The 25,732-nt window shown below is 70.2% G+C and carries 16 protein-coding genes and 1 pseudogene; 5 read left to right on the forward strand and 12 right to left on the reverse strand.

What is annotated here, in order from left to right; genetic code table 11:
* Window positions 1-56 precede the first annotated feature (56 nt).
* From WME75_RS04515 to WME75_RS04525, 3 genes are all read right to left on the reverse strand, one after another.
* Complete coding sequence (locus WME75_RS04515; RefSeq protein WP_437486782.1) at window positions 57-2,294, reverse strand: Kelch repeat-containing protein; 2,238 nt, start codon at window positions 2,292-2,294, stop codon at window positions 57-59.
* Complete coding sequence (locus WME75_RS04520) at window positions 2,294-4,597, reverse strand: Kelch repeat-containing protein (RefSeq protein ID WP_437486784.1); 2,304 nt, start codon at window positions 4,595-4,597, stop codon at window positions 2,294-2,296. Before WME75_RS04520 ends, WME75_RS04515 begins: the two co-directional genes overlap by 1 nt.
* 345 nt (window positions 4,598-4,942) lie before the next feature.
* Window positions 4,943-5,374 (reverse strand): DUF6184 family natural product biosynthesis lipoprotein, encoded by a 432-nt coding sequence (locus WME75_RS04525; protein ID WP_437486786.1) that lies wholly within the window; start codon window positions 5,372-5,374, stop codon window positions 4,943-4,945.
* Between the two features lie 397 nt (window positions 5,375-5,771).
* Between WME75_RS04525 and WME75_RS04530 the strand changes: the two genes are divergently transcribed.
* The 3 genes from WME75_RS04530 to WME75_RS04540 all read left to right on the forward strand — a co-directional run bounded on the left by WME75_RS04530 (window position 5,772) and on the right by WME75_RS04540 (window position 9,743).
* The gene (locus WME75_RS04530; RefSeq protein ID WP_437486788.1) at window positions 5,772-6,674 is read left to right on the forward strand and encodes a LysR family transcriptional regulator; all 903 of its coding nucleotides are present in this window, start codon (window positions 5,772-5,774) and stop codon (window positions 6,672-6,674) included.
* A 97-nt stretch (window positions 6,675-6,771) separates the two neighbouring features.
* The gene (locus tag WME75_RS04535; RefSeq protein WP_437486790.1) at window positions 6,772-7,194 is read left to right on the forward strand and encodes a DoxX family protein; all 423 of its coding nucleotides are present in this window, start codon (window positions 6,772-6,774) and stop codon (window positions 7,192-7,194) included.
* Between the two features lie 302 nt (window positions 7,195-7,496).
* Window positions 7,497-9,743, forward strand: a complete 2,247-nt coding sequence (locus WME75_RS04540) for a DUF3160 domain-containing protein (protein ID WP_437486792.1) — start codon at window positions 7,497-7,499, stop codon at window positions 9,741-9,743.
* 97 nt (window positions 9,744-9,840) lie between these two features.
* Here WME75_RS04540 and WME75_RS04545 read toward each other — a convergent pair whose 3' ends face one another.
* From WME75_RS04545 to WME75_RS04560, 4 genes and pseudogenes are all read right to left on the reverse strand, one after another.
* On the reverse strand, window positions 9,841-10,368 hold the full coding sequence (locus WME75_RS04545; RefSeq protein WP_437486794.1) for a hypothetical protein: 528 nt from the start codon (window positions 10,366-10,368) through the stop codon (window positions 9,841-9,843).
* Between the two features lie 38 nt (window positions 10,369-10,406).
* The gene (locus WME75_RS04550; protein WP_437486796.1) at window positions 10,407-10,544 is read right to left on the reverse strand and encodes a hypothetical protein; all 138 of its coding nucleotides are present in this window, start codon (window positions 10,542-10,544) and stop codon (window positions 10,407-10,409) included.
* Window positions 10,545-10,651: 107 nt separating this feature from the next.
* Window positions 10,652-10,885, reverse strand: coding sequence for a DUF3072 domain-containing protein (locus WME75_RS04555; RefSeq protein ID WP_437494744.1), 234 nt, complete (start codon window positions 10,883-10,885; stop codon window positions 10,652-10,654).
* A pseudogene (locus tag WME75_RS04560) lies at window positions 10,880-11,119 on the reverse strand (DUF3072 domain-containing protein); the annotation flags it as partial. The pseudogene WME75_RS04560 and the gene WME75_RS04555, both read right to left, overlap by 6 nt.
* 183 nt (window positions 11,120-11,302) lie before the next feature.
* Between WME75_RS04560 and WME75_RS04565 the strand changes: the two are divergent.
* Complete coding sequence (locus WME75_RS04565) at window positions 11,303-12,775, forward strand: hypothetical protein (protein WP_437486798.1); 1,473 nt, start codon at window positions 11,303-11,305, stop codon at window positions 12,773-12,775.
* A gap of 175 nt (window positions 12,776-12,950) precedes the next feature.
* Here the strand turns inward: WME75_RS04565 and WME75_RS04570 are convergent, their stop codons facing one another.
* The gene (locus WME75_RS04570) at window positions 12,951-14,348 is read right to left on the reverse strand and encodes an MATE family efflux transporter (RefSeq protein ID WP_437486800.1); all 1,398 of its coding nucleotides are present in this window, start codon (window positions 14,346-14,348) and stop codon (window positions 12,951-12,953) included.
* A 208-nt stretch (window positions 14,349-14,556) separates the two neighbouring features.
* Here WME75_RS04570 and WME75_RS04575 point away from each other — a divergent pair, with 208 nt between their 5' ends.
* Window positions 14,557-14,691 (forward strand): hypothetical protein, encoded by a 135-nt coding sequence (locus WME75_RS04575; protein WP_437486802.1) that lies wholly within the window; start codon window positions 14,557-14,559, stop codon window positions 14,689-14,691.
* A 92-nt stretch (window positions 14,692-14,783) separates the two neighbouring features.
* Here the strand turns inward: WME75_RS04575 and WME75_RS04580 are convergent, their stop codons facing one another.
* From WME75_RS04580 to WME75_RS04595, 4 genes are all read right to left on the reverse strand, one after another.
* Window positions 14,784-16,700, reverse strand: coding sequence for a TIR domain-containing protein (locus WME75_RS04580; RefSeq protein WP_437486804.1), 1,917 nt, complete (start codon window positions 16,698-16,700; stop codon window positions 14,784-14,786).
* A 178-nt stretch (window positions 16,701-16,878) separates the two neighbouring features.
* Window positions 16,879-18,585 carry a CotH kinase family protein gene (locus tag WME75_RS04585; protein ID WP_437486806.1) on the reverse strand — a complete coding sequence of 569 codons (1,707 nt, stop codon included), beginning with the start codon at window positions 18,583-18,585 and terminating at the stop codon, window positions 16,879-16,881.
* 141 nt (window positions 18,586-18,726) lie between these two features.
* The gene (locus tag WME75_RS04590; RefSeq protein WP_437486808.1) at window positions 18,727-24,699 is read right to left on the reverse strand and encodes an AAA family ATPase; all 5,973 of its coding nucleotides are present in this window, start codon (window positions 24,697-24,699) and stop codon (window positions 18,727-18,729) included.
* Window positions 24,700-25,036: 337 nt separating this feature from the next.
* A complete protein-coding gene (locus tag WME75_RS04595) occupies window positions 25,037-25,405 on the reverse strand; it encodes a hypothetical protein (protein WP_437486810.1) in 369 nt (122 codons plus the stop codon).
* Window positions 25,406-25,732: the final 327 nt, after the last annotated feature.

Below are 25,732 nucleotides of genomic sequence, written 5' to 3' on the forward strand. Positions count from 1 at the left end.
GATAACTCGGGACGGAACCCAGCGGAACAAGCAACCAGCGTCCCGCCCCCCAGCTTTCACGCTCGCCCAGCCCGCCGCTCCCCGGCAACGGCGGCGACATTGGCGAAGAGCGCGGCGGCGGCCGCGCGCCGCCGCCGTCGCGCAGCGCCGAGCCCGACGAGCAAGACGCCTAGGAGGCGCACCGCGGTCGGGTCAGGGGGGCGAGAGGCGGCGCTGCAGCCGCTCGCGGCGATCGGCGCGGACGGGGGCGGGACGCAGTGGCCTCGCAGGTTGCAGACGAAGCCCGGCGCGCAGTCGTCGAGCGAGGCGCAGCTCGTCTTGCACGCCTTGCTCTTCTGGTCACAGCGGTACGTGACGCAGTCGACACGAGCCGGCTCTGGACAGGCGGAGGACGCGACGGTACACCGCGCCGGCTCGGTGCTGTGGGTCGCGTCGGCGCACGCGCGCGGCGCGCAGATCGTGCCGGCCTTCGCCAGGCTGCCATCGTCGCCGCATCGCCCCTCGGTGCTGCAGGTGCCGCACGGGCAGGGCGCGTCGCAGCAGGTTCCGTCGACGCAGGGGAGGCCGGAGAGGCAGCCGGACGAGCTCTGGCCGGACGTGCCGGTGCAGGCCTCGCCTCGCGTGAGGCCGTACCGTTCAGCGTTCGGGTGGAGCACCGTGTCATCACCTCCCCCCGCGACCAGGACCTCGCCGGTCCACAGCAGCGTCGCGGTGTGCCCGGAGCGCGCGGCGCTCATCGATGCCGCGACGTCCCAGGCGCCGGCCGTCGGGTCGTACAGTTCCGTGACGACGAGCGGCACGAAGGACTCGCCCATTCCACCCGTCGCCAGGACCTCGCCGCTCGGCAGCAGCGTCGCGGTCGGGTGCCCCCGCAGACGCCGCATCGGCCCCGTGGAGCGCCAGGTGCCGGCCGCCGGGTCGTACAGCTCCGTGTTATCGGGGGCGTTCTCGCCGAGGCCGCCCGCCAGGAGGACCTCGCCGCTCGACAACAGCGTCGCTGTGTGTCCGTCGCGCGGGTGCTGGAGCGGCCCCGTCGTGAGGGCCCAGGCGTCGGCCGCCGGGTCGTAGAGGAGGGAGATCTCGCCGCTTCCACCCGCCAGGAGGACCTCGCCGCTCGGCAGCAGCGTCGCGGTGTGCCTGCCGCGCGGGTGCAGCATCGGCCCCGTGAAGGTCCAGGAGGCGTCGGTCGGGTCGTACAGCTCCGCGTCCTCGCCGGGATGGCTCGCGCTCAGGCCGCCGACCACGAGGACCTTGCCGCTCAGCAGCAGCGTCGCGGTGTGCCCGGCGCGCGCGTGCCGCATCGAAGGCGCCGGAACCCAGGCGTTCGCCTCAGGGTCGTACACCTCTGCGCTGTCCAACCCGGCGTTCATGTCGGATCCGCCCGCCACCAGGACAAGGCCGCTCGGCAGCAGCGTCGCGCTGTGCTCCCCACGGCGCGCGTGCATCGGCCGCGCGAGGGTCCAGGTGTCTGTCGCCGGGTCGTACAGCTCCGCGCTGCCGAGACGAACGAACGCGCCAGCGTCGTCTGTATGGTATCCGCCCGCCACCAGGACCTTGCCGCTCGGCAACAGAGTCGCGGTGTGTCCGCCCCGCGGAACGTTCATCACGCCGGCCGACTCCCACGCTGGATCGACGAGCACCGCCTCGCCGTCCGCGTCGACCGAGAGCTCGATGCGCGAGCCCCGCGCCCTCAGCGCCACGGCCACGGGCCGCCCCGAGGCCGCATAGGCGCGCGGCGCCGTGACGCGCAGCAGGGGCGTCCCGCGCTCCTCGTCCACGAGCTCCACCGCCTCGCCGCGGGCGCGCAGCGCCGCGCCCTCGACCTGCCACGCCGCGGCCGTCCTGTCGCGGTGCGCGATCCCCTCGTCGAGCAGCAACCACTCCTCCACGCCGCTGTCGGTCGCCGTCCAGAACGAGGTTCCGCCCGCGCGCCCGTGGGCCACGGCCCGGTCCACCGGCGTGCTCTCGCCGAGCGCCCCGATCTCCCGCACCCGTACCTCGGCGCCCCCCGGCGAGCGGAACCTGACGGCACCGCCGGCGTCGCGCGGCAGCACCACGGTAGGCCGCGGGAGCTTCCCGGCCGCCTCCGCGGTGTCCAGGTGGAACCCCGCCTCGGCGGGGACGAATGCCTCGCGCGCCGCGAGCACGGCGGCGGCGTGGTCCGGGAACACGAGGCGCAACGTGGCGGACGCCGGGGGCTCCGGCTCCGCGCTGCAGCTGGAGAGGAACGCGGAGGCCCAGAGCAGGCCAGAGGATCGGCGCAGAACGCGAAGGAGGGGGCCGCGCGGGGGCATCAGGAGGCCTCAGGTGCACGCATCGGGGCGCCCGGAAGGGGCGACGATCTTCGCTTCCGCATGGCGAGCAGCGCAAGCAACAGGGCGCCGAGACCGCTCCTCGTGGCGACCGAGGCGGCGGGTTGCGCCATGTGACAACCGCGGTTCGGGGCGAGCGGAGCGGGCGCGCACCGGTTCGAGAAGTCGCAAGCAAAGCCGGGCGCGCAGTCCTGCAGCGAGCTGCACTCCTCCTTGCAGGCGCCGCCCACGCGATCGCAGCGGTAGGGCGCGCAGTCCCGGGTCTCTCTCTCCTGCTCGGCAGGGGACGGGCAGGCCACCCCGTCGGCGGGGCAGCGGGCCTCCGCCGCGCTGTGCGTCTCATCGACGCACACGGCCGGGAGGCACACGCTGTCCACCGGGACGGCGGAGCAGGCGCCAAAGCCGTCGCAGGCGCCGCTGCAGCCCGTGCGCGAGCAGTCCATGCGGAGGTCCGAGCCTCTCGGCTGGGGCACGCAGCGGCCGAGAGAGGAGCTCCGAGCGCACGTGTGGCAGGGCTCGGTGCACGGCGAGTCGCAGCAGAACCCCTCCACGCAGAACGCGCTCCCGCAGCCGAGCTCCTCCGTGCACGCGACGCCGAGGCTCACGAACCGCTCGGCGTCCGTGGAATTGCCGCCGGCCACGAGCACCTGGCCGTTCGGCAACAGCGTCGCCGTGGGCGCCTCGCGCACGCTGCTCATGGGCGCCGTGAGGGTCCATTCGCCCGTTCCCGGGTCATACAGCTCCGCGCTGGTCCAGGCCTCCAGGGTGATTCCGCCGGCCAGAAGGACGTGGCCGCTCGGAAGCCGCGTCGCGCTGTGCCCGCCGCGCACGCGATGCATCCTCCCCGTGAGGGTCCACGTGTTCGCGGCCGGATCGTGCAGCTCCGCGTCGAGGCCGTTGGCGTCGGTGCTCTGTCCGTTCGCCACCAAGACCTCGCCGCTCAGCAACGGCGTCATGGTGTGTTGAGAGCGCGTGCGCCTCATCGTCCCCATGGCGGCCCAGGTGTCGGTCGCCGGGTCGTACAGCTCCACGTCATCGAGGTAAGTGCTCCCGTCGTACCCGCCGGTCACAAGGACCTTGCCGCTCGGCAACAGCAGCGCAGCGTGGGCAGCGCGCGGGGCGCCCATGCGCGCCGCGGAGTGCCACACGTCGAACCTCCGGTCGTACAGCTCCGCGGTGTCGAGGTACGATAGGTCGGGATGCGAGCCGGTGTATCCGCCCGTCACAAGGACCTTGCCACCCGCCAGCAGCGTCGCTGTGAACCCTTTGCGCGCCGTGATGACCGGCTCCGTCGGGGTCCATCGTTCGGTCTCCGGATCGTACCGCTCCGCGCCGTGGATGCTCCCGAGGGCGGGATCTCCGGTGGTTCCGCCGACCACGAGCACCTGGCCGTCCGTCAACATCACCGCGACGTGCCCGTAGCGCGGTGCGTGCATGGATGTCGTGGGGGTCCAGGTGTCGTCCGCGGGGTCGTACAGCTCGGCGGTGTCGGGGGAGCTCGCCCCGGTGTAGTCGTATCCCCCGGCCACAAGGACCTTGCCGTCCAGCAGCAACGTCGCGCTGGCGGCGTCACGGATGGCGTTCATCCGGCCCGCCGGCTCCCACGCCGGGTCGACGAGCGCCGCCTCGCCACCGGCGTCCACCGAAAGCTCGATGCGCGCGCCGCGCGCTCTCAGCGCCGCGGCCACGGGCCGCCCCGAGGCCGCGTAGGCGCGCGGCGCCGTGACGCGCAGGATGGCCACGCCGCGCTCCTCGTCCACGAGCTCCACCGCCTCGCCGCGCGCGCGCAGCGCCGCGCCCTCGACCTGCCACGCCGCCACCACGTCGCCGCCGCGCGCCACGCCTTCCTCGAGCAGCAGCCACTCCTCCACGCCCCCGTCGGTCGGCGCCCAGAACGACGTCCCGAAGGCCCGCCGGTAGCTCACCGCGCGCTCCACCATCCGGCCCTCGCCCTCGGCGCCGAGCTCCCGCACGCGGATCTCGCTGCCGTTCGGGCGACGGAACCGGATCGCGCCGCTCCCCTCGCGAGGGAGCTCGATCTCGGGTCGCGCGGCCCGGAGCCAGGGCCCGCCCTGCTCGGCCGCGGCCAGCCGGAACCCGTCCACCGTCGGCACGAACGCCTCGCGCGTCGACAGCACCGCGTCCGCGTGGTCCGGAAAGCGCAGCCGCAGCGCGGCGGCCGAGGTGTCCTCCGGCTCGGCTCCGCAGCCCCCGGGCAGCAGCGCGGCAGCGAGCAGGGACGGCAGCTGCGCGACTCTCCGTGATCTCCAGCAGGGCGCGGGCATCGGGGGGACCTCCGGCCGCGCAGTAAAGCAGCCCCGCGCCCGCCCGCCTACCGGGTCGCGGCCCCTCCGCTCGCGGCGCCGGCCCCTCGGGCTCGACAGGCGTGCTCGCGTCGCCGTGATCGGCAGGGGCAGCCAGCCTGGCTCTACTCAAGCACGTCCTCACTCACCTGGATACGCGGCGTCTCCTCGTCATCGGAGCCTATCCGGACCGCGCGTTCACCCCGGAGCGCGTCGAGGCCCTCTCGCTGCTCGCGTCGCAGGCCTGAACGGGCGATGCGCGGGCGAAGCTGAGAGGTATGCTCTCGGCGGGCTGCCTGTGCAGCAGCAGCCCGCCGAGAGAGGGCGTCACTTGTCGGCGGGATCCGTGCACACGCTCCCGGCGCTGCACTCATCCAGCGCGGCGATCGCGTCGAAGATACCCTCCGAGCAGGCGACCGCCTTTGCGCGCTCTTCGCAGACGTCGTAGCGGCTATCGTTGATCTGTCCCGAGCCGCACTCGGTCGCGGGCCAGAGCTCGCCAGCGCGATCCTCGAAATCGCGCTCGCAGTCCTCTTCCGTTGCATAGGTCTGGTCGTCGCTGGTGCCGTAACCGGGGCAGCCCGCCTCGGTGTCGGCGTACCGGTCGCACGCCGCCTCGGCGATCTGTGTTATGCGCGCCTCGCGCGACGCCTCGCCCGGTAGCACGTCGTTCACGGTGTCCGCGGCGTCGTCACAGCCGGCGGCCCCAACCAGGAAGATCGTCGTGGCCAAAGAAGCCCAGAGACACTTTTGCATCATTGTTTCCTCTCTCGCAGCTCGCCAGAATTTCGGATGGCGGCCTCACGCGTAGCCCGATTCGCAGTAATGCGCCGCGGGCCCGCTATCGAGCTCTCATCTCAAGCACCGTCCATGCCAGGTCGCACTGCGCCGCTTCCTCGGGCGCTCGGAGGCGCTCTGCGCTGAGGATCGCGCGTGTCCTCTCCGGCGCGCGGCGATGCGCCAGGAGCGCGGTTGTGGCAGATTGCGACGCTGCGTGCGCGCTTGTACCAGGAGAGGTGCAGAACGTCTCGCCGGCCCGTCGCGGCAGCCGCCTCGCCGCCTCCGTGGCGCTGCGCTCGTCGAGGACTGCCGTCCTCGCCGTCGCGGACGGTGTTCTTCCTTGCGAACAATCCGTCCCGCCGCGCACAGTGGGCGCATGATCGACCCGCTCTTCGACGACCTGCCTGGCCTGCTGTGCTTCGCCCGCGTCGTGGAGCGCCGCTCCTTCACCGCGGCCGCGGCCGGGCTCGGGGTGTCGAAGTCGATGGTGAGCACCCGGGTCGCGCGCCTGGAGGAGCGCCTCGGCGAGCGGCTGCTCGTGCGCACCACGCGCAAGCTCACCGTCACGGACGCCGGCATGAACCTCTACGCCCGCTGCGCGCGCGTGCTCGAGGAGGCCGCGGCGGCGGTGCGGGGCGCGTCCGACGCCGACCGGGGCCGCATCCGGCTCAACGCGCCGGTCAGCTTCGCGCAGATGTACCTGGCGGAGCCGCTCTCTCGGTTCCTGCGGGCCAGCCCGGGCGCGCACGTCGAGCTCGTGCTGAACGACCGGCTTGTCGACCTCGTGGAGGAGCGCGTGGACCTGGCCATCCGGATCACGAAGCTGAAGGACTCGAGCCTTGTCGCGCGAAAGCTCGCCACGACGGCGCTGCTCGTGGTCGGCGCGCCGGGCTACCTCGAGCGGCGGGGGCGGCCCGAGCAGCCGGGGGATCTCCTGCGCCACGACTGCCTGCGTTACCTCCACCTGCGCGCCGAGGACGAGTGGCGCTTCTACGGGGCCTCGGGGCGCGTCTCCGTCCCCGTCTCCGGCCCGCTCACGGCCAGCAACGGCACGGCGCTCCGCGAGGCGGCCGTGGCCGGGATCGGCCTCGCGGTGCTCCCGCGCTTCATGGTCGACGAGGATCTCCGGGCGGGGCGCCTGGTCCCGCTGCTCGACGCGTTCGCGCCCCGGCCCATGGGCATCTACGCGGTGCACGCGGCCGGCCGGCGCCCGCCCGCGCGGGTGCGGCGGCTCATCGAGCACCTGGCGGCCGCGTTTCGCGGGATCTCGTGGGCGTAGGGCCAGATCGTTCTCCTGCGAGAACAATTCGTTCCCGGGCGCGCTCTACCGTCGCGCGGCGCCGGGGCTTACTCCTCGGGTCATGGAGGCATCACCCATGAGCCGTCTCGACAAGATCCTCTCCGTTCCCCGCTCGGCCGAGCTGGCCGCGCTGATATTGCGTGTCGGGCTGGGCGCCGTGTTCCTGGCGCACGCGCTCGCCAAGCCGCTCGTGTACACGCTGCCGGGCACCGCGGCGTTCTTCGCGGCGAGCGGCTTCCCGGGCTGGACGGCGTACCCGGTGTTCCTCGCCGAGCTGCTCGGCGGCGCGGCGCTCCTGGCCGGGCTCAGGACGCGCCTTGTCGCGCTGGCGCTCCTGCCCGTGATGGCCGGGGCGCTGCTCGTGCACCTCCCCAACGGCTGGATGTTCGCCGGCCAGGGGGGCGGCTGGGAGTACGTCGCCTTCCTGATGATCGCGCTCGGCGCGCAGGCGCTCCTCGGCGACGGAGCGCTCGCCGCCGGCCGGCTGCAGCGCCGCTAGTGCCGCGGGTCAGAAATCCTGCCAGAAACGCGGGTCGATAACGGGCCGCTCCGCGGTGAGCGTTCCCGTGTAACCGCTGGCGCCGTACAACCTCCACACCCGCGACACTGTAGTGGCCCTGCAGGAAGCCGCTTGTCGGCTCGGAGGGCTGGCACGCCGGTTGCTCTGTCTGTGGCATTGGCACACATGGTGTGGATGAAATCCGAAATTCGAGCGTCCTTCGGCCTGGGGCCGCGGCACGACGATCCGGGTTTGGCACACTGGCACACCAGGCCCCGTGCCGCCAAAGGAGCAGGAAACCCGTGCGCACCCAACGAATTGTCTCCACCCTGGTCAGCGTCGGCTTGCTGGCGGCGTGTTCTGTTTCCATCGAACAGGGCGGGCCGGGCCCCGCAGGTCCCGGCGACGAGCGTCCCGAGGACGTCGGAACCCAGGTGCAGCTCGATCTCGGCTCGGTCGCCGCGACCGAAGTCGAAGCCGAGGTGGCCGCCGCCAGACAACACGACGCGGCATCCGTCCAGGAGGCCTACGCGGTCTCGTTTTCGAACGATCTGGGGTACGGTCTCACGGACGTTCAGAACCTCGATCTGATCCAGAGATCAGAGCTGGGTCTGAATGACGCGGAGCTCGAGGTCCTGGCCGCGAACGGCTTCGTCATTTCCAGTCGACTTGCCTATCCCAGCTTTCCCTACGCCTACGCTGCCATCTACGTGCACGATTTGCCGGTCTTCGTGAGCGGCGACATGGTGCTCGAAGCCATGCACCGTTCGTACGACGACATCTTGCAGACCCTGGAGCAAGCCGTGTTGATCCCGCGTGTCACCCGCTTGCTCGACACGATGCGTTCTCGCCTGGCGTCCGGAGATTCCGGGCTCTCGGCGCAGGCAGCCGCCGACGCGGACTTCTACCTGACCGTCGCGCGCAGTCTGCTGATGGGAGCGCCGAGCGAACCCGTGGCGGGAGCCAGCAAAGCGGACGTGGCTTCCTTCCTGACTCACGCCGAAGCGGCCGACGGAGAACAGAAGAGGTCCATGTTCGGCGTTCCGCGCCGCTTCGACTTCTCGCAATTCAAGCCTCGGGGGCACTACACGGACACGGCGGCGCTCGAGCGCTATTTTCGCGCCATGATGTGGATGGGACGCATCGATTTTCGGCTCATCGAGACCATGCCCGACGGTTCGCGCGTCTTCTGGCGCCGTCAGCTCGAGGCCGCGCTGGCGATGCGTGACTTGATGGATGCCGCGGCGCTGGAGGACTGGTCGGGCATCGATCGAACCGTCACCGCGTTCGTGGGTGAGCACGACTACATGATCGTGCCCGAGCTGGACGAGCTGTTGAAAGGTCTGGGGGTGTCTGATACGAGCGGGCTTGCTGCCATCGATGACACGACGATTGCTCAGGCGATCATCGACGGGCACTACGGCGAGCAGCGCATCGCAAGCCACATCATGCGAAAGAATGGCGGCGATTCCACGTTCCCGCTCAACGCGAGCTTTGCGTTCTTCGGGCAGCGCTACGTGATCGATAGCCACGTGTTCTCCAACGTGGTGTACGACCGCACCGCGACACGCGTGGTTCCGAACCCGCTCGACGCCGCGTTCGCCGCGCTGAAGAACGACCATGCGGTGAGCCTGCTCGCGAGTGAGCTCGAAGAGTGGAACTACGCCGGCGATCTGGCGGCCGTTCGCGCCATCGCCGACGCCCACCCGCCATCGTACTGGGAAGGCAGCCTGTACACGTCCTGGCTTGGGGCGCTGCAGACGCTCTCGACAAACGCCACGACCCTGGGGCCGGCCGCGGAAGGTCTACCCAGCGTGGCGCGCAGCGAGGCGTGGGGGCGCCGTCTGCTGAACACCCAGCTCGGATCGTGGGCACAGCTCAGGCACGACACGATCTTGTATGCCAAGCAGTCGTATACCGGCAGCAATGGCTGCGACTTTCCGGATGCGTACGTCGAGCCCTACCCCGAGCTGTTTCAAAGGATCGCCAGGTTCGCCGACCAGGGCCAGGCCCTGGTCGATACCCTCGACTTCAGCTTGAACGGGAACGGAGCGTTGGCGGAGCAGGTGAGCGCCTACTTCGGCACCCTGTCACGTATCGCGACCACCTTGAGTGAAATGGCGGAGGCGCAGCGGACGGGCATGCCGCACTCGGAAGAGCACATGACCTTCATCAAGCAGGCGATTCACATCGAGGGCGGGGGCAGCGGTGACCCCTGGCAAACGGGCTGGTACAAAGATCTGTTCTTCGATCCCGTCGACGGCTTGAAGAGCGACCCGACCATCGCCGATGTGCACACGGACATCGGAGGCGAACTGCCGGTCCCGCGATCTCCGTCGGTGTTGCACGTGGGCACCGGCAATCCACGCATGATGGTCATGACGGTCGATACCTGTCAGGGGCCTCGCGCGTACGCGGGCGCCGTGTTCGCCTACCACGAGCACCTGGCAGAGGGCTTCACCCGACTCACCGACGAGGAATGGGCTCGGAAGCTGTATGAGGATCCGCCCGCCGACGTGCCGTGGATGGCGCCGGTCCTGGCGGAGTAGAAACCGGCGCGGTACCTGGTCGAGCGGGACCTGCACAGGGGAGAGGACGTGGTGCGCGAGGCCGGAGAACCGGCCGCGCTCGCGGGCGCGGGGTGGCTCAACCCGCGCGCGCCACGCGGATCGCCTCCGCGACGCCGGCGGGGGTGAGCTCGGGGTCCTCCAGGAGCGCCGCCGCCCAGGTCGCGACCTCGTCGGCCGTCCGGAAGAGGTTCGGCGCCTGCCTCGACTGCAGCCGCATCATGATGGAGCGGACCGAGGCGGCGATGAACCCCTCCGCCTCGACGAGCGTGGCCGTGCCCCTGAGGTGCCGGGAAGGGGAGCGCGCCGCCCGCTGCATCGCGGCCCGGCTCTCCTCGTCCGGCGGTCCGGTGGGCTGAAGGGGGAGGACGACGAGGAAGCCCGCGCCGCCCGGCTGGTTCGCCGCCCAGCGATCGAAGAGCTCCCGCGAACGATCGATCCCCGCCGCGCTGGCCTTGCCCCGCCAGACCAGCAGCATGAGCCGCCGCCACACCGCCACCACGTACGCGTCGGTGCGCTCGAGCAGCTCGGCCGTCTCCGAAAAACGAGGGATCGCCATCATCGTGGAGGATTGTCCTTCCGGCAGGGGGATGGCCGTCAAGTCCATGCCGCTGATCCGGCGCTCGCCGGACCCGGCGGACGCGGCTACGCCAGGAGCCCGTCCCTCTCCAGCCGCTCGAGGGCCGCCCGGGCGTCGCGCCACGCGGCCGCGACCAGCGCATGCTCTGCCAGGATAAAGTCGTTCGGCGCATGGATCGAATGAGGCGCGATGGGTTGCGACATCCACATGTTCGCTGAGCTCGGGGCGCGCACGCTTGATGTCGCGTGGGGGCGCGACGTTCAGCGGAGACCCCACGCCTCCGGGGCGGCGAGCTGAAGCGCCCCTCCGGTCACTCCCGCAGCTTCTGCCCGCGCCCGGTCTTCGCCTGCAGCTCGTCGATGCGCTTCGACGCCTCCGCCTTGGTCAGGTTCGCCTCGAAGTCCACGCCCGCCTCCTGGGAGAGCGTCTGGAGATACGAGGCCTGCGCGCCTGTCATCGGCTCGTCGCCCGTCTTCCACTGCTCGGGGTCCTTGCGCGTGTTCTCGACGCCGGCAGCTCCCCCCGCGCCGCCGGAGACGCCCACGGCGTCCCGCAATTCGTCGATCTTCTCGGACGCCTCCGCCTTCGTCAGGTCGTCGGGGACCTCTTCGCCCTGCTGCTCCGCGAGCGTGTGCAGGTACGACGTCTGCGCGCCCGTCATCGGCTCGTCGCCCGTCTTCCAGTCGCGCGGATCCTTCTGGACGTTCGACGGCCGCTGTTCGCCTGCTTGCCCCGCGGCGCTGGGATCGGCGGTCTGCTGGTCTTTTTTCGTGCTCATCTCCTGTTTCCTAATCCCGGGAGAGCGCGCGGCAAGCCCGCGAGGACGCCGCGCGATTCGTCGTCACGTCCCGCAGAGCGTGTGCTGCACGCGCTCTTCCACCTGCGGGGCTCGCCCTCATCGCGCAGCGAGCCGGCTTTTTTACTCATGCGCTGAACGTATTTCTGCTAAGCACCACCATGAATGAAGCGACGTAGAGCAGACCTCAGCGTCGATGATTTGCAGGCGCTCGCGCGCTCCGCCTGTGAAGGTCTGCGCGTCAAAGCGGCGCTGCACCAGCACGCGCCGCTCGCGATACTTCTCTCACTCGCCACCGACCAGAGCCTCGGCGTTCGTCGCGCCCTCGCTCGCCGCATGGACTCTCCGCGCGAAATCCTCGCTCAACTCGCGCGTGACCCGACGCGCGCCGTTCGGTGCGCTGTCGCCGCCCATCCAGGCTGTGACGAATTGCTCCGCCGCCTGCTCTGGACCGACAGCGACGGCAACGTGCGCGCGGTCGCAAAACACGCCGCAGCGATGCCGCCTCACTTCGGCGAAAACATCGCACGAATCGTGCGCAACGAGCCAGTGCCCGCTTCACTGCTGGCCGAGTTTGCCGAGCTCGGAGGCCAAGCGCGCCGAGCCGTCGCTTCGCATCGCGAGTGTCCACGCGACTGGCTCGAACGCTTCCGTCACGACGCCGACCCAGCCGTGCGGCTCGTCGCCGAAACGCGCATAGGTCTCTCCCTCGACGCATTGCGCGCCTTCGCGCGACGTGCATCGCCTTCTTATCGCGTCATCGCAGCCACATCGCTGCCGTGGAATGACGCGATGATGCCCACGCTGCTCGCTGATCGGCATGAACAAGTCTTGCTCGCGCTCTTGCGACGCCCAGATTTTCCCGCTGCGTTTTACGCACAGATCACAGACAATCCGCCACCCGCCGTGCGTCTGCTGCTCGCAACCCAGGAAGCGCTCGATGCCGCGCACTTGCAACGCTTGCTGCGCGACCCGCTCGCGGATGTTCGTCAGCGTGTAGCGCGGCGCCGCGCGTTGAGCGCCGAGCAGTTCGAAGCGCTCGCGAACGACGACGACAAGGTGAAGCTCGAGCTCGCGAAGCGAGCCGATTGTCCCGAAGCATGGCTACGCCAATGGAGCCGTGCCCCGAGCGAATGGTTGCGTCGCGTCGTGCTCGCGCATCCAAGCGTGACGCCGGACATCCTCGCCGCCGCGAGCGCCCTGCCCGACAACCATCGCGAGATCGCAAAACACCCGCTCACACCGGAGCAGGTGCTCGCCAGGCTGGCCGACTCCCCCGACGTCTTCGTTCGTGGCGCCGTCGCGCATAATCCGAGCACGCCCGAGCGCGTGCTGTCGCAGCTCGCGCGTGACGCCGATTCGTTTGCGCGCTTGAGCGTCGCCAGCAACAAGACATGTCCACTGCCCCTGTTGCTCGACCTCGAACACGACCCATACTTCGTCGTGCGCCGTCACGTCGTATGGCGCGCTGACTGTCCGCTCGACATCCTGAAGCGGCGCGCCACCGACGAAAACGAGCACGTCCGCTACGCCGTCGCGAACCACCCGCAAGCCACGGCCGCCGTGCTGTCGGGGCTTGCGTGTGACGAAGAGTTGTTCGTGAGGGCGCGTGCCAAGGAACGTCTCGGCGGCTCCTGATCATGCTGTCGCTGACAGCGGACAGGGGTCTCCTTCTCGATTCGCGACGCGACGCGATGCGAGAGTAAGAGCGGTCTGCGACGAAGGGTGGCTGGGCCCAGCAGCGAGCGGAGGAGACGGCGGTCGACGCCGAGGTCGCCGCCCGCGGGCACGCTCACGAGTCCCGGCGATCCGCTCAGGCGACCCGCGCTGCGCCGGCGGCGCCTGCCCCGACGCGGAGGATGTTGCCCCTCGTGAGGCGCAGGAGCCGGACGACGAGGAGGACCGAGTTCGTCACGAGCCCTGCCGTGAGCCCCCACCAGAGCCCTTTGGCGCCGAGGCCCAGCGTGAAGCCGAACAGGAGCGTGAGCGGGAAGCCGACCAGCCAGTGCGAGGCGATGTTGGCGAGGAACGGAAACCGCACATCCCCCGCGCCTCGCAGCGCTCCTGCCGTGACCACCTGGACGCCGTCGAAGAGCTGGAACAGCGCAGCCACAGAGAGGAGCTGGACACCGATGTGCAGCACCTCGGCGTCCGACGTGAACAGTCCCACGAGCCAGCGTGGGGCCAGGGCAAACAGGAGGGCGCCGCACGTCATGACGGACGCCCCGAGGGCGAGCCCGAGCAGCGCGGATCGCCGCGGAGGGGCGCCGGCGCCGATCGCGTGGCCGACGCGCACCGACGTGGCGCCCGCCACGCCGAGCGCCCCCATGAAGGTGAAGCTCGTGAGTCCGAGGGCGATCTGGTGAGCTGACACGGTGTGGGCCCCGAGGCGCCCCACGATCATCCCGAGGAGCGCGAAGGCGCCGCCGGCGACGAGCAGGTGCAGCCCGATGGGCAGGCCGAGGCGGAAGACCGCCCCGATCGCGACGCGCTCGCGCGCCTGCGCGGGCCGGCGCTTCCGCGCCGCGCTCAGGACGACGGCGGCGAGGACGAAGCTCCCGGCGCTCGTCGCGAGCCCAGCGCCCAGGGCGCCGAGGCGCGGCAACCCGAGCTGCGGGAGGTGCAACCACGCCAGCATCTCGTCGCCGCGGACGAGCAGCCCGCACAGCGCCGCATTGACGATGTTGGCGGCGAGCGAGGCGACAAGCGCGGGCCGCGTCTCGCCGTGTGCTTGCAGGAACGTCCTGTAGGCGAGGTGCGCAAGGAACGGGAGAAACCCGGGAGCATGGCCGAGCAGGTACGCGCGTACGCCCGGGATGAGCGCGGCCTCGACGCCGAGCGGCTCGAGCAGCAGCGTCGCGGCGAACGCGAGCGCGATGCTCGGCAGCGAGAGGAGCGCGCAGGCACGCATCGTCGATAGCAGCGCCGCCCACGCCTGCGCAGGCTGGCCGGCGCCGATCGCCTGCGACGCGAGCGGCTCGAGGGCGAACGCGAACCCCATACCGAACGCCGTCACCGCGAACATGATGGAGCGAGCGATGCCGATCGCCGCGAGATCTTGCACCGAGGCGCGGCCGATGATCGCCGTGTCGACCAGGCCCATGGACACGAGGCCCAGCTGAGCGAGGGTGAGCGGCAGCGCGAGACGGGCGAGCGTCCGCAGCTCGGCGCGAGCGTTGTCCCCGGCAGGCGCGAGCGAAGTACGGCTCATGCAAGCTCCATCAAGGCCGCCCGTCTATCCGCGGGGCCGCGCTGCGTCAACGCGGCCCCGGGGCGAGCGCCGCGGGTCATCCAGCTGCAGACTCGACCGCGACGCGAACGGGGTGCAGATTCGCCTTCTCCGCGACTCCCGGACTCCGCTATAGCGTCGCTTTTCCAGGGGGATCGGATCGAATCGAGGATTGCCGGGGTTCAAGCCCGTGGTCCACATCGACCCCTACGGCGCCAACCTGAGCTCCGGCGGGTACGGCAACTCGATGGGGCAGATCCGCGCCAACTCGTTCGACAAGGGATCCGGCAGATTCGCGCAAGTCTCTGCCGCTCAATTGCCGTGATCCTCGCGTCGCGGAAGAGGTGCGCAAGGGCCGCGTCCTCGTGACGGAGGAGGACCTCACGACGCTGGATATGACAATCCGCGAGGCGCCGTTCAACCGGCATTCCGTCCACTGACGAGTCCCGGAGCGGCGCAGTCGTAGCCGTGCCTCCGGGCGTGGCCGCGCGCGAGCTCGTGCATGCTCCAGCGATCCTGCGTGGGGTCCCGGTCGACCAGGGCCCGCGTCTCGAGCTCGCGGAGCTGCTCGTGCGCGAGCTCCGGCGTCACACCGCTGACCTGCGCGACCCCCGTGGCATCGAAGTCCTCGTCGAGCTCGCCGAGCCTGCACCACGTCTGCTGCAGGCCGCGCGGGAGCAGGTCGACGCTCGAGCAGAGCGCCGCCTCGGCCGGGGGGAGCCGGCGCAGCGCGGCCCGGAGCCGATCGAGATGGTCGGCCGGAGCCAGGGTCGCCTCCGCGGCGAGCGCGCTCGCGGCCACCCGGATCGCGAGCGGCAGGAATTGGCACTGCGCCGCCAGCGCTCCGGCGCCGACCTCGTCCAGGCGCGGAGCGAGGGCGCGCGCCAGCGCGCAGGCGTCGTCCGCCGAGAGCGCGCCGAGCTGCCGCGTGTACAGCCCCGGGAGCGCGAGCGGCTGCGACGACATGACCAGGAAGAGGGACCGCGTGCAGCCGGCGACGAGCGGCGCCACCTGCTCGGGATCTCTTGCATCGTCGAGGAGCAGCAGCGCGGGGGTCGAAGAGAGGGTGTGGCGGTACATCGCCTCGAGCGTCGCCGCATCGCCCGGAGGCTTGAAGCCCGCGATGATCTTCTCGAGGACGCGCACCATCGCGAGGGTCGGATGCAGGGACATGGGGCCCGCGCCCCCGAGCTCGACGTGAATCCGCCGCTCGGCATAGTGAGGTTCGAGCTCCAGGGCGAGTCGGAGGGCGAGCGTGGTCTTCCCGACGCCCGCGGGGCCGATGATCGCGGCGCCCGCGGGGCCGAGGTTCTGGAGGAGATCGGAGATGTCGTCTTCGCGGCCCAGGAAGTCCACGGGCGGCGCGGGGAGCAAGAGCCGGGTGTGTCGCCGCGGCGAGAGGGCGCCGCCGTCCGTGCGGGTGTCGCTGCTGCCGGGCCACGACAGGGCAGGAGCGCCCAGGGGCGGCGGACGCGACCACGGCGAGAGGGGGTACCGGTCGCCCTCTTCGATTGCGGGGGCGTACCGGCCGCCCCCTTCGATTGCGCGGCCGTCCACGGAGCCGGCGGCGCCGGGCACGGAGCCCTCGGTTGGCGGAGAGGGCGCCGCCATCGGAGGGCCCCCAAACATCCGGGGGCTCCCAAACGTCGGAGGGCTCCCAAAGCCAATCTCGCGCATCGCGAGGGCGCTCTTCGCACGCGCTTCCACGAGGCGTCGGATGCCGCGCGCCACGTCTGCCCATGCCTCGTTGCGATTGCGCCAGCTCGAGACGGGCTTGCTCCCCGTGGGGAGCACCATGAGCCTGCCGAACGGCGCGCTCGCCCAGTCGCACGCATGGAGGAGCACGGGGACCACCTGCGCTTCGCGGCGCTCGTGGCGGATGAGCGCATGGAGCACCTCGCACGCGAAGCACTCCTCGGAAGCGAGGTAATCGGCGCTCACCAGGAGCAGGACGAGCCAGGAGCCTTCGAGGCTGGCCGCCACCGCGGCGTCGACCACCTCCCCGGCGCGCACGCGCCCCCGGTGGCACGTGCGGAGCAGCCCTTGCCGCATCATGAGACCGAGGTGCACCTCGAGCCGCGCGCGATGGCGTTCATCCGCCGGCACGTGCGAGATGAACACCTCCACCGGCCCGGGACCGGATGGCCAGGGCGAGGAGCCGCTCGGGAACACCGCAAGCGCGGGCGCGCCCGGTGGCGACGGCCGCGAGGAGCCGCCCGCCTGGAACGCGAGCACGGGCTGCGGGGCGAGCCCCTGCACCGGCGCACCGCACATGTTGCAGGCGCGATCGGCGTCCTTCAGCGGCCACGCGCAGACGGCGCACCAGGTGCTCACCGGAAGGGAGCTTAACCCCAAGAGCCGGATAGGAAAACATCGGTCGACGTCGGTGCCGCCACGCGACGAGCGGGCCGCGACGCCACCCGGGTGAGCACCGGGCGGGGAACGCCTTTCCGAAGCCTTCCCCGGAGCCTTGCCATCCGATCTGTGTCGACAGCGCCCCGTCCCGGACGTGTCACGGCAAGTTGGCGTCCATCCAGGCGAGTCGGGCCATCATGAAGTCGCGCATGACTTGCAGCTGCCCCTCCCACGTCGGCGCGGTGGGGCCGCCGAGGAAGCCCTCGCTCGACTCGATGATGTCCGACACCGGCCACTTGGCGAGGTCGCGCGCCGCGGCCTGCGCGAGCGGCGCGCTCAGGCCGTTCATGCGCTGGTCGATCGCGGCCTCGGACAGGAGCGTCTGGCGAAGCGCCGTGTAGCGCGTCCTCACCTGCGCCATGAAGGCCGGATCTGCGGTGAGCTTCTGATACCAGTTGTTGACGTTCCTCTGGCCGCTGAAGCGCCAGCCGGTCTCGCCGTTCGACTCCGGCGTCGGGCTCTGGGCGCCCACGCCGCCGAGCGCGAAGTTGTAGTCCCAGAGCGGGCCGGCCTTGAGCTTCTGATCGCGATCCTTGTGATAATAGCAGCTCCGCACGTAAGCATCGACGTTGAACGTCAGCTCGCTGATGATCAGGTAATCGATGAACGACGGCACGTCGATGTACGCCGAGTAGTCGCCGATCGGCGTCTGATGGACGGTGTCGTGGAACTGCTGGATGTACTGCGTCAGCCAGGTCGCTTGCTCGTCGTTCAGGGGATCGGGATCCACGACCTCGAGATCGATCCAGCACGTGCCGCCTTCGTCGGGGCGCGGGCCTCCGCCCGGGCCCCCGAAGCCTCCGAACGACGGGAGGGGGTCCGAGCCGGTGCAGGTGAGCTGCGGCTCCTCGGCGGCCGCCTGGTCGAACTTGAAGATGTAACCGCCGCTGAGTTCGGGCAGACCCCGGTCCGTCTCCTCGAGGCTCTTGAGGTCGGTGCGGACCTTGTTGTTCTTGATGGTCTCCGAGATCCAGTAGATGCCCTGGTAATCCGCCTCGCCGATGGAGCGCGCGTCGAAGTTCAGATAGACCTCGGCGAACTCGGTGCGCGGCGCCTCGAGGCCCATGTCGCGGCCGAGGGTGAAGGTGAACGGATTACGGATCAACGTGCGGTCGTAGTAGGGAGGGATCAGCGCCCAGTCCGAGTCGGCGGGCATGCCCAGCATCGGGTAGTCGAGGTCCTTGTCGTCGTTGTCCCACAGCTCGAGCTTGTACGGTGTTTGCGGGAAGTTCCGCGACGACTGGCCGCGCACGTGATACCCCCCGCGCATCGCCATCGTGGGCAGCGAGGCTATCGAGGCCACCCCGTTGACCGGCTCCCAGACCATCACCGCCGCGTCGAAGTAGATCTCCTTGTCGGTCGGCTTGCCCTCGCCGTAACCGTCAATGATCACGATGGGAAGGTCGGAGGTCACGTCGACGGTGCGCGCGATGTAGATGCCGGTGCTCACCGCGCCGCTCGCGGCGCCCCCCGCGAACGCCTGCGCGCGGATCTGCGTCGTGGTGGTGAGGGTCACGGGCTCGCCCGTGTACAACGTGGAGGCCGCGGTCGGCCGCTGCCCGTCCACCGTATAGCGGATCTCCGCCTCCGCGAGCGTGGTGGACATCTCCACCTGGATCTGATCCCTGAACGTCTGGCTAGGCGTGGAAAACGCGACATCCCCGATCAGGGACGGGATCTCCGTGGCGCCGTCGCCGCCCGGTCCGCCGGCATCGGACGGCGCCTGGCCACAGGCGACGCAAAAAGCGACGAGGGCGAGCGAGATGGAGCGGCGAAGCCGGGCAAAGCGCGGTCGTTTAACCATGGTACTATTTTCCACTGCCAACCTCGTTCAGAGTTCAAGGATCCGCCATTCTACGGACATACAGGGCTGCCGCGCTAGCCGTTTCTCGCGCGGCGCTGTGAGGCGGCGCCGTCTCACGCTCGAGGTTGCCGTCGGAGCTCGCTAGGCGCTCTCGCCGGGCAGGGCCGTGCCTGCGGCATATCCATCGACGAACTCTTGCAGCTTCCGCATCTGGTACGTCCGCACGAGGCCCCTGAGCCGCTCGAGCCACGGGCCGAGTCGCGGGTCGGTCTCCTCCATCCGCACCGCCTCCGCCACCACGTTCCGGACCCGCCCCGACGCCACCAGCCGCGATAGAAGGGCGAGCTCCTCGGCCGAAGGCGGCACCAGCGGACCACTCTCCCGCGCCGCCGTGACAGGGGCCTTCTCCTCGGCATGAATCCAATCCACGCCGAGGAAGCGCTGGATCTTGTCGAAGAGCGCGCCCGCTTGCACGGGCTTGTGCAAGGCGTCGTTCCAACCGGCGCGGACGCCCTCCTGCCGTTCGGCGCCGGATACATTCGCCGACGAGATCAGGATGACGACCTCGCCGAGCTCGGGCATCTGCCGCAGGCGGCGCGTGGCTTCATGGCCGTCCATGCCCGGCATGACCAGGTCCATCAAGACGAGCGCCGGCCTCCGCTCCACGGCCAGCCGGAGCGCCGCCTCACCGTCCTCGGCCTCCACGACCTCGAAGCCGACCGGGACCAGCAGATCGCTCACCAGGGCACGGTTATGCGGGTTGTCATCCACGACGAGGATCGTGCGGCGCTCTCCGCGATACCCGGTGATGGTATGCCACCCGAGGGCTCTGTCGGCGCCCGCGGCAGCAGGCCCCTCCGCGAGCGCGAGCGTCACCGTGAAGGCGCTGCCTCGGCCGAGCTCGCTCTCGACGTCGATCGTGCCGCCCATCTGGTCGACGATCTTCTTCGTGATGGCGAGGCCGAGCCCTGTGCCGGCGCTCTTCGCCTTGTGATCTCCGAGCTGCTCGAAGGGATCGAAGATGCGCGAGACGTGCTCCGAGGCAATCCCGGGGCCCGTATCCTCGACCCGGAACCGCAACGTGCTCCCTTCATCGGGGCCGCGCTTCAGCTCGTCAATGACGAGGGCGACGCTTCCTCGCTCGGTGAACTTGATGGCGTTGCTCAGGAGGTTCAACAGCACCTGCGTCAGGCGCTTCTCGTCGCCATAGAACGCAGAATAGAACGCAGACGTCGCTCCACCGCGTATCTCATGGGTGAAGGCGATGCCCTTCTGGTCCGCGCGTACGCGACACAGATCCACCACCGTGCGCACAAGGGCCTGGAAGTCGAACTTCCTCGAGGCGAGCTCCATCTTGCCGGCCTCGATCTTCGCGAGGTCCAGCACGTCTTCCAGCAAGGAAAGGAGATGCTCGCCCGATTTCTTGATGACTTGCACCCCATCACGGCTCTTCAGGGAGAGCTCGGGCGCGCGAGAGAGGACCTGGGCATAACCGAGGATGCCGTTGAGCGGCGTGCGCAGCTCGTGGCTCATGCTCGAGAGGAAATCGCTCTTCGCCCGGTTCGCCCGATCGGCCGCCTCCTTGGCGATCCGGAGCTCGGCCGTGCGCTCCTTGATCTTGGCCTCCAGGTCCCGGTACAGAATGGCATTCTCGACGGCGATGGCCGCCTGCGAGGCCAGCACCGACAGGAGCTCCACGCGCGCAGGAGGGAACGCCGACGGCACGTCGCGGTGCTCGAGGTACAGCACGCCCACGAGATGGCCCCTGTGTGTCAAGGGCAGGGCCAGCAGCGAGAGCACCGCGCGCGACGCGAGGTAAGGGTCGATGGCGAAGCGCGCCTCGCTCGTCGCGTCGCCTGTCACCACCGGCTCGCCCGTGCGGGCCGCATACTGCACCACGGTCGCCGGCACGTCGTGGCTTTGCCCGAGCGGCTCCGACAGCCCCGTCTCGATGCGAGCCCCCTCCACCGACAGCCGCGCCACGACGGAGAGCGCGTCCCCTTCGCGGAGCACCAGGGCGCCGCGCTGCGCCCCCGCGTTCTCCAGCAGCAGCTCCATCAGCCGGCCCACGACGCGCTCCGGGTCGAGCTCGCTCGAGAGCGCCTGCGCCGCGCGCACCGCGGTGTTCACGTCGAGGCTCGCGCCCGCGGAGGCGCCCGTGGTCGTCGTGGTCGCCGCCGCCATCGTCGTGCGCTCGACAGCCGCCCCGTGCATGGACGCCCTGAGCAAGGCGGGGTATTTCGCGTTCAGGTGGGCGACCATGTTGACTGCGCCCCAGCGCGCATAGGCGTCGCGAGCCTCGCGCAGGTACATGGCACCGATGTGGCTCTTGCCCGTCTGCAGTCGGAACTCGGCGGCGAGCTGGATCGAGAGAGCCTCGATGTGCAGGAAGCGGTGCTCGCGCCCGAGCTCGATGGCCTCGTCGTACCTGGCGATGGCCTCCTCGGTCTTGCCGAGGACGCGGGCGTATTCGGCCTCGACGAGGCGCAGCTTGTGGAGGAAGTTCGGCGCACAACCTCCCGCGAAGTAGCGCAGCCGCTCGAGGCCGTGCTCGATGTGCTCCCGCAGCCGCGCCTGCTCCTCGGTGCCGGCGGCGTCATGCCAGCACTTCGCCGCCGAGAGCGCGAGGAAGAACGGGATATCCGTCACCGGCGGCATGCCGAGGATGTCCGCTCGAAACTGGTCTGCCTCCCGCGCCCGCAATAGCGCTCGCTCCCACCTGCCGGTGACACAGAACAGATAGGCTTCCAGGGTGCGAGCGAGCCCTCCCGTGAACCCGTCCCCGTCGGCCAGGAGGGAGTGCGAACCTCGCGACAACGGCTCGTCGCTCAGGAGCTTCGGGGCGTCGTCAGGGGTCATCAGCACCGCACAATAGGACGCGATCGCCTCGAAGTGGTGCCGCCCCACGGCGTCCCCCGCGCGCTGCACGAGATCCCAGCGAGCCTTGTGCTGCGAGTCGACCTGGCCGAGCGGCAGGCCACGCCAGACGCGGTGATAGAACAGCTCGGCCAGGAGGCCCCAGCTCGTGCCCTGGAACGAACCGATCTTCAGGCCGGCCGCCATGCCTTGTTCGTAGAGGACAGCCGTCTCGTCGACAGGCCTGGAATACACCATGTAGATACCATGGAGCACCAGGCACTCGGGGAGCATCGGGGACCCGACGCGCTCCGCGGCGCGCACCCCGGGCTCGACCCAGCGCAAGACGCGGCGATACATGCCCGTGGCCACCGACCAGACATTGGCGAAGCTGCAGAGCATGAGGGGGGCAGCCGGCGTGAGGGCCCCCCGTCGCACCGCCTCGGAGACAAGGCGAACGATGATGAGCGTGTAGAGCATCGGCCGGCCGCCGTAGATGGAGCAGAGCTGCGTCTGCGTCATCAGGGCATCGATGAGCCGGTGCTCCGGGGACTGCTCGGGCGGCATTCGATTGAACGCGCCGAGGTCCTGCTCCAGCCATCGGTCCAGCGCGGCGGACTCCTCGAGGAGCGCCGGCTGACACGCTTCGTCCGTGTCGGGGAAGGTGAAGCCCCGCTCCGCGAGCGCCGCGATGCCAAGCCCGATTCCCCGCGCATACTGGCCCGTCGCCAGGCAGCAGCGGACGCGGATCTCCTGGGCCGACAGCCAGGGCACCGCCCCGAGAGGCCGCGCGAGCAAATCGAGCGCACGTGCTTCGACGTCGTCGAAATCTCGCAGCAGATAGGCCGCCTCCAGGTGCTCCAGCGCGATCTCCACCGACAGCGCCAGCTCTTCGCTTGTGGCTCGCTCGCCGAGGAGCGCCTGCGCGTTCTCCAGCAGGCTGGCCATCAGCCGGTGGGAGCTCGCGGCCTTCGCGACGCGAGCGGCCTCCAGGTTCATCCGCGCGACGTCGTTGAGCTCCTCCACGGACGTGAGCCGCGCCGAACCCTGGTTCATGTGCCGCGCGAGCTCCAGGAGCTGCTGAGCCGTGCCCCCTTCTGCTCGATACCCCGCCCAGAGCCGCCGGCCGATCTCGAGGTGCGCGAGGACGCGCTGCTCCGGCGAGATCCGCTCGTAGCTCGCCTGCTGCACGCGGTCGTGCAGGAACCGGTACGAGGCGTCCAGTGCCCCGTCGCGCACCCCTCCGAGCGCCTGCGCGGGGCGATAAGCCCCATCGACCGGCACGATCAGCTCCTCTTGCAGCGCCGGCCAGAGCGCCCCCGTCACCCGGGCGCGCTCCCACCCGCTCAATCGCTCCAGATCGTGGAGATGGAACGTGTGCCCTGCGCACGCCGCGAGCCCCATGAGCTGCTGCGTCGCGTCCGGCATCTCTCGTACCTTGTCCGTCAAGAACGCCACCACGTTGTCGGTGATCTGCGCCCGCTCCAGGTCCGCTTGATTCCAGCGCCACTCCCCGCTCTCCGCGTCCCTCACCAGCAGCTTCTGCCGGTGCAGGGAGAGCAGCAGCTGCTCCAGGAAGAACGGGTTTCCACGCGTCTTTTGCCACTGCACACGCGTGAGCGGCTCCACGCGCCTCGGCTCGCCCTCGAGCGTGCGCAAAAGCCACTTTTGCACCTGCTCTTCCGACAGGGGGCCCACCGTCAGCCTCGAGACCTTGGCATCGCTCGCCTCCACTGCCTCCACGAGCTTCCACAGCGGATGCTCGGGCGGCGTCTCGTTGTCACGGTAGGCTGCGATCACCAGCAGCGACCTCCGCTCCACGTCCGTCAGCAGCGTCTGCAGGATGATCAGCGTGGCGCTGTCCGCCCACTGCATGTCGTCCAGGAACATGACGAGCGGCGGGTTCGGCGTCGTGACGGTTCGAACGAAGTTCAGCCACGTCAGCTTCTGCCGATTGAGCACCTGCTCGCCTTCCACCGGCGGCACCGGCGGCAGCTTGCCCATGACGAGGTCGAGCTCCGGCACCACATCTGCGATCAGCCGCGCGTTGTCCCCGACCTCGCTCCGGATCCGATCCTGCCAGGTCTCCAGGACCGCCTTCGGGCTCGAGAGCCATTGACGCATCAGCCCACCGAACGCTTGCGCTATCGCGGCGTACGGCGTCGATCGCGCGAGCTGGTCGTGCTTTCCTGCGATCAAGAGGCCGCGCCCCGCCTTCGCGATGTCGTGGTAGACCGTGCGCACCAGCGCCGTCTTGCCAATGCCCGACGGGCCGCCGACGAGCAAGAGCTCCGCCGCGCCCCGCTCGGCGCGGGCAAACGATTCGCCTACCCGCTCGACGTCGTGCTCCCGCCCCACGAGCACCTGCGGCAGCCGCAGCTTCCGTGAGAAGTCCTTCTTCCCAAGCGAGAAGGGCTCCACCGTACCACGCTCGTCGAGCGCGCGGAGCGCCTCCTCCAGATCCTCCGCCGCGCCTCTGGCTGTCTGGTACCGCCGCTCGGGATCTTTCGCCAGGAGCTTCGATACGATCGCCGACACGGCGCTCGGCACCTCCGGCGCGATTGTATCGAGCGGAGGCGGGGTCTTGGCCAGATGCGCGTGCACCAGCGAGAGCGGATCGCGGTCCGTGAAGGGCCGCCGCCCCGACAGCACCTCGAAGAGCGTCACGCCCAGCGAATAGAGGTCCGTGCGCGTATCGAGCGCACGCGCCGTGCGCCCCGTTTGCTCTGGCGAGATATACGCCAGGGTCCCTTCCAGCGCCTCGGGAATGCTCGCCTCGGTCGCTTCCTGGGACAGCAGCGAGGCGATGCCGAAGTCGAGCAGGGTGACCTGCTCGTACGTCTCCTCCACGAGCAGGTTCTGCGGTTTGATGTCCTTGTGCATCACGCCGGCGGCATGCACGCCCTCGAGCACCCGAGCAAGGCGTCGCCCGAACCGCAGCCCGGCCGCCACCGGCAAACGACCCTGCTTGGCGAGCACCTGATCGAGCGAGCTCGCTCCAGGGTCTTCGAGCACGAGCGCCGCCGCGCCGTTCCGCTGCGCGAACGCATGCACGCGCGCCACGCCGGGCACAGCCGCGAGTCGCCGGAGCACCTGATGCTCGTGGGCCAGTCGCCCCATGACGCGCGGGCCTGGCACCTCGGCGAGCGGGACCTTGATCGCCACCTGCGCGCCCGAGGGGAGATGCACCGCGCGATAGACGCGCGTCTCGCTTCCCTCGTAAGCGATGTCCCCCAGCGCATACTCCATCAGTTCCATTCCCTGGTCCCCCCCTCGCTCCCGTGGACAGTCTCACTATGCCGCGAGCGCGGTCACGTAGGTCTTCAATTCGAACCCGATCGGGCTCATGCAGGCGAGCCGTGAACGCCGTCGCTTCGGATTGTAGAGGTTGCCGGTGTGGTCTCTGATCGAGGCGATGGCGGCCGCTCGCGTTGGGGAGCGCTCGTGCTCGACCAGCTCAAGCTTCAGCGTCGCGGAGGAGCTCTCCTGGCCGATGCTCAGCGAGGGTCAGTGTCCGAGCCCGGGGCGCCAGCTCGCCACCTCGGCCAAACGACGGGCGGCCAGCACGAGCAGGCCGGCCGAACGCGCGCAAGGATCAGGGCGTCGGGACCTTCACGGGGCGGATGTCCGGGATGGGCAGGGGCCGCAGCGTTCCGGGGCGCTGGTCGACGATCACGCCGCGGAGCTGCGTACACCGCTGTTTGCCCTCGTCCCAGACGCAGCCTGAAGGGCATACAGGTGGATCGCCGGTCGGCTGCTGGTCCGCGCAGACGTCCTCTTCGGCCTCACCGGCGGCCGTCGTCTGCGCGCGGCTGGCAGGTACGGTGTCCGGGGTCGCGCCTTCGCGCGCCCCGGCGGGCGTGGCCGCGGCAGGGGCGTCGGCAGGCTGCGGCTGGCTGCTCTGGCAGGCGGCCGTCGTGAGGGCGAGCGACGAGAGAAGCATCAGGATCAGGCTTCGGGACATGACAACTCTCCGTGATGGCACGTGGGCAACATCCGCTTGCGTCCGGGGATCCGGCGCGCGCGGTGCGGCGATTGGGTCTCAAGGAGCACCCTCTTGGCAACCAGCATTCCACGCCGTACCCGGCGCCGCGCGTCCCGCGCCGCCGCCTGCCGCAGGGCCACGGTTCGTGGAGGGGATCCGCCGGAGCGTGAAGGGGACGCCGTTCCTCGGCGCCCCGGCGGCGCGACCCACCGGTGGCTTTAGAGGGCCGTCCCGCGGGCCCTTGCCGGGACGAGGGCGTCGCACCGAGGCCGGAGGCGTCGCCTTTCGTGCCCCTGCCGTGTCGCA

The sequence above is a fragment of the Sorangium sp. So ce1014 genome (assembly GCF_051521505.1).
In the GTDB taxonomy this organism is placed as follows: Bacteria; Myxococcota_A; Polyangia; order Polyangiales; family Polyangiaceae; genus Sorangium.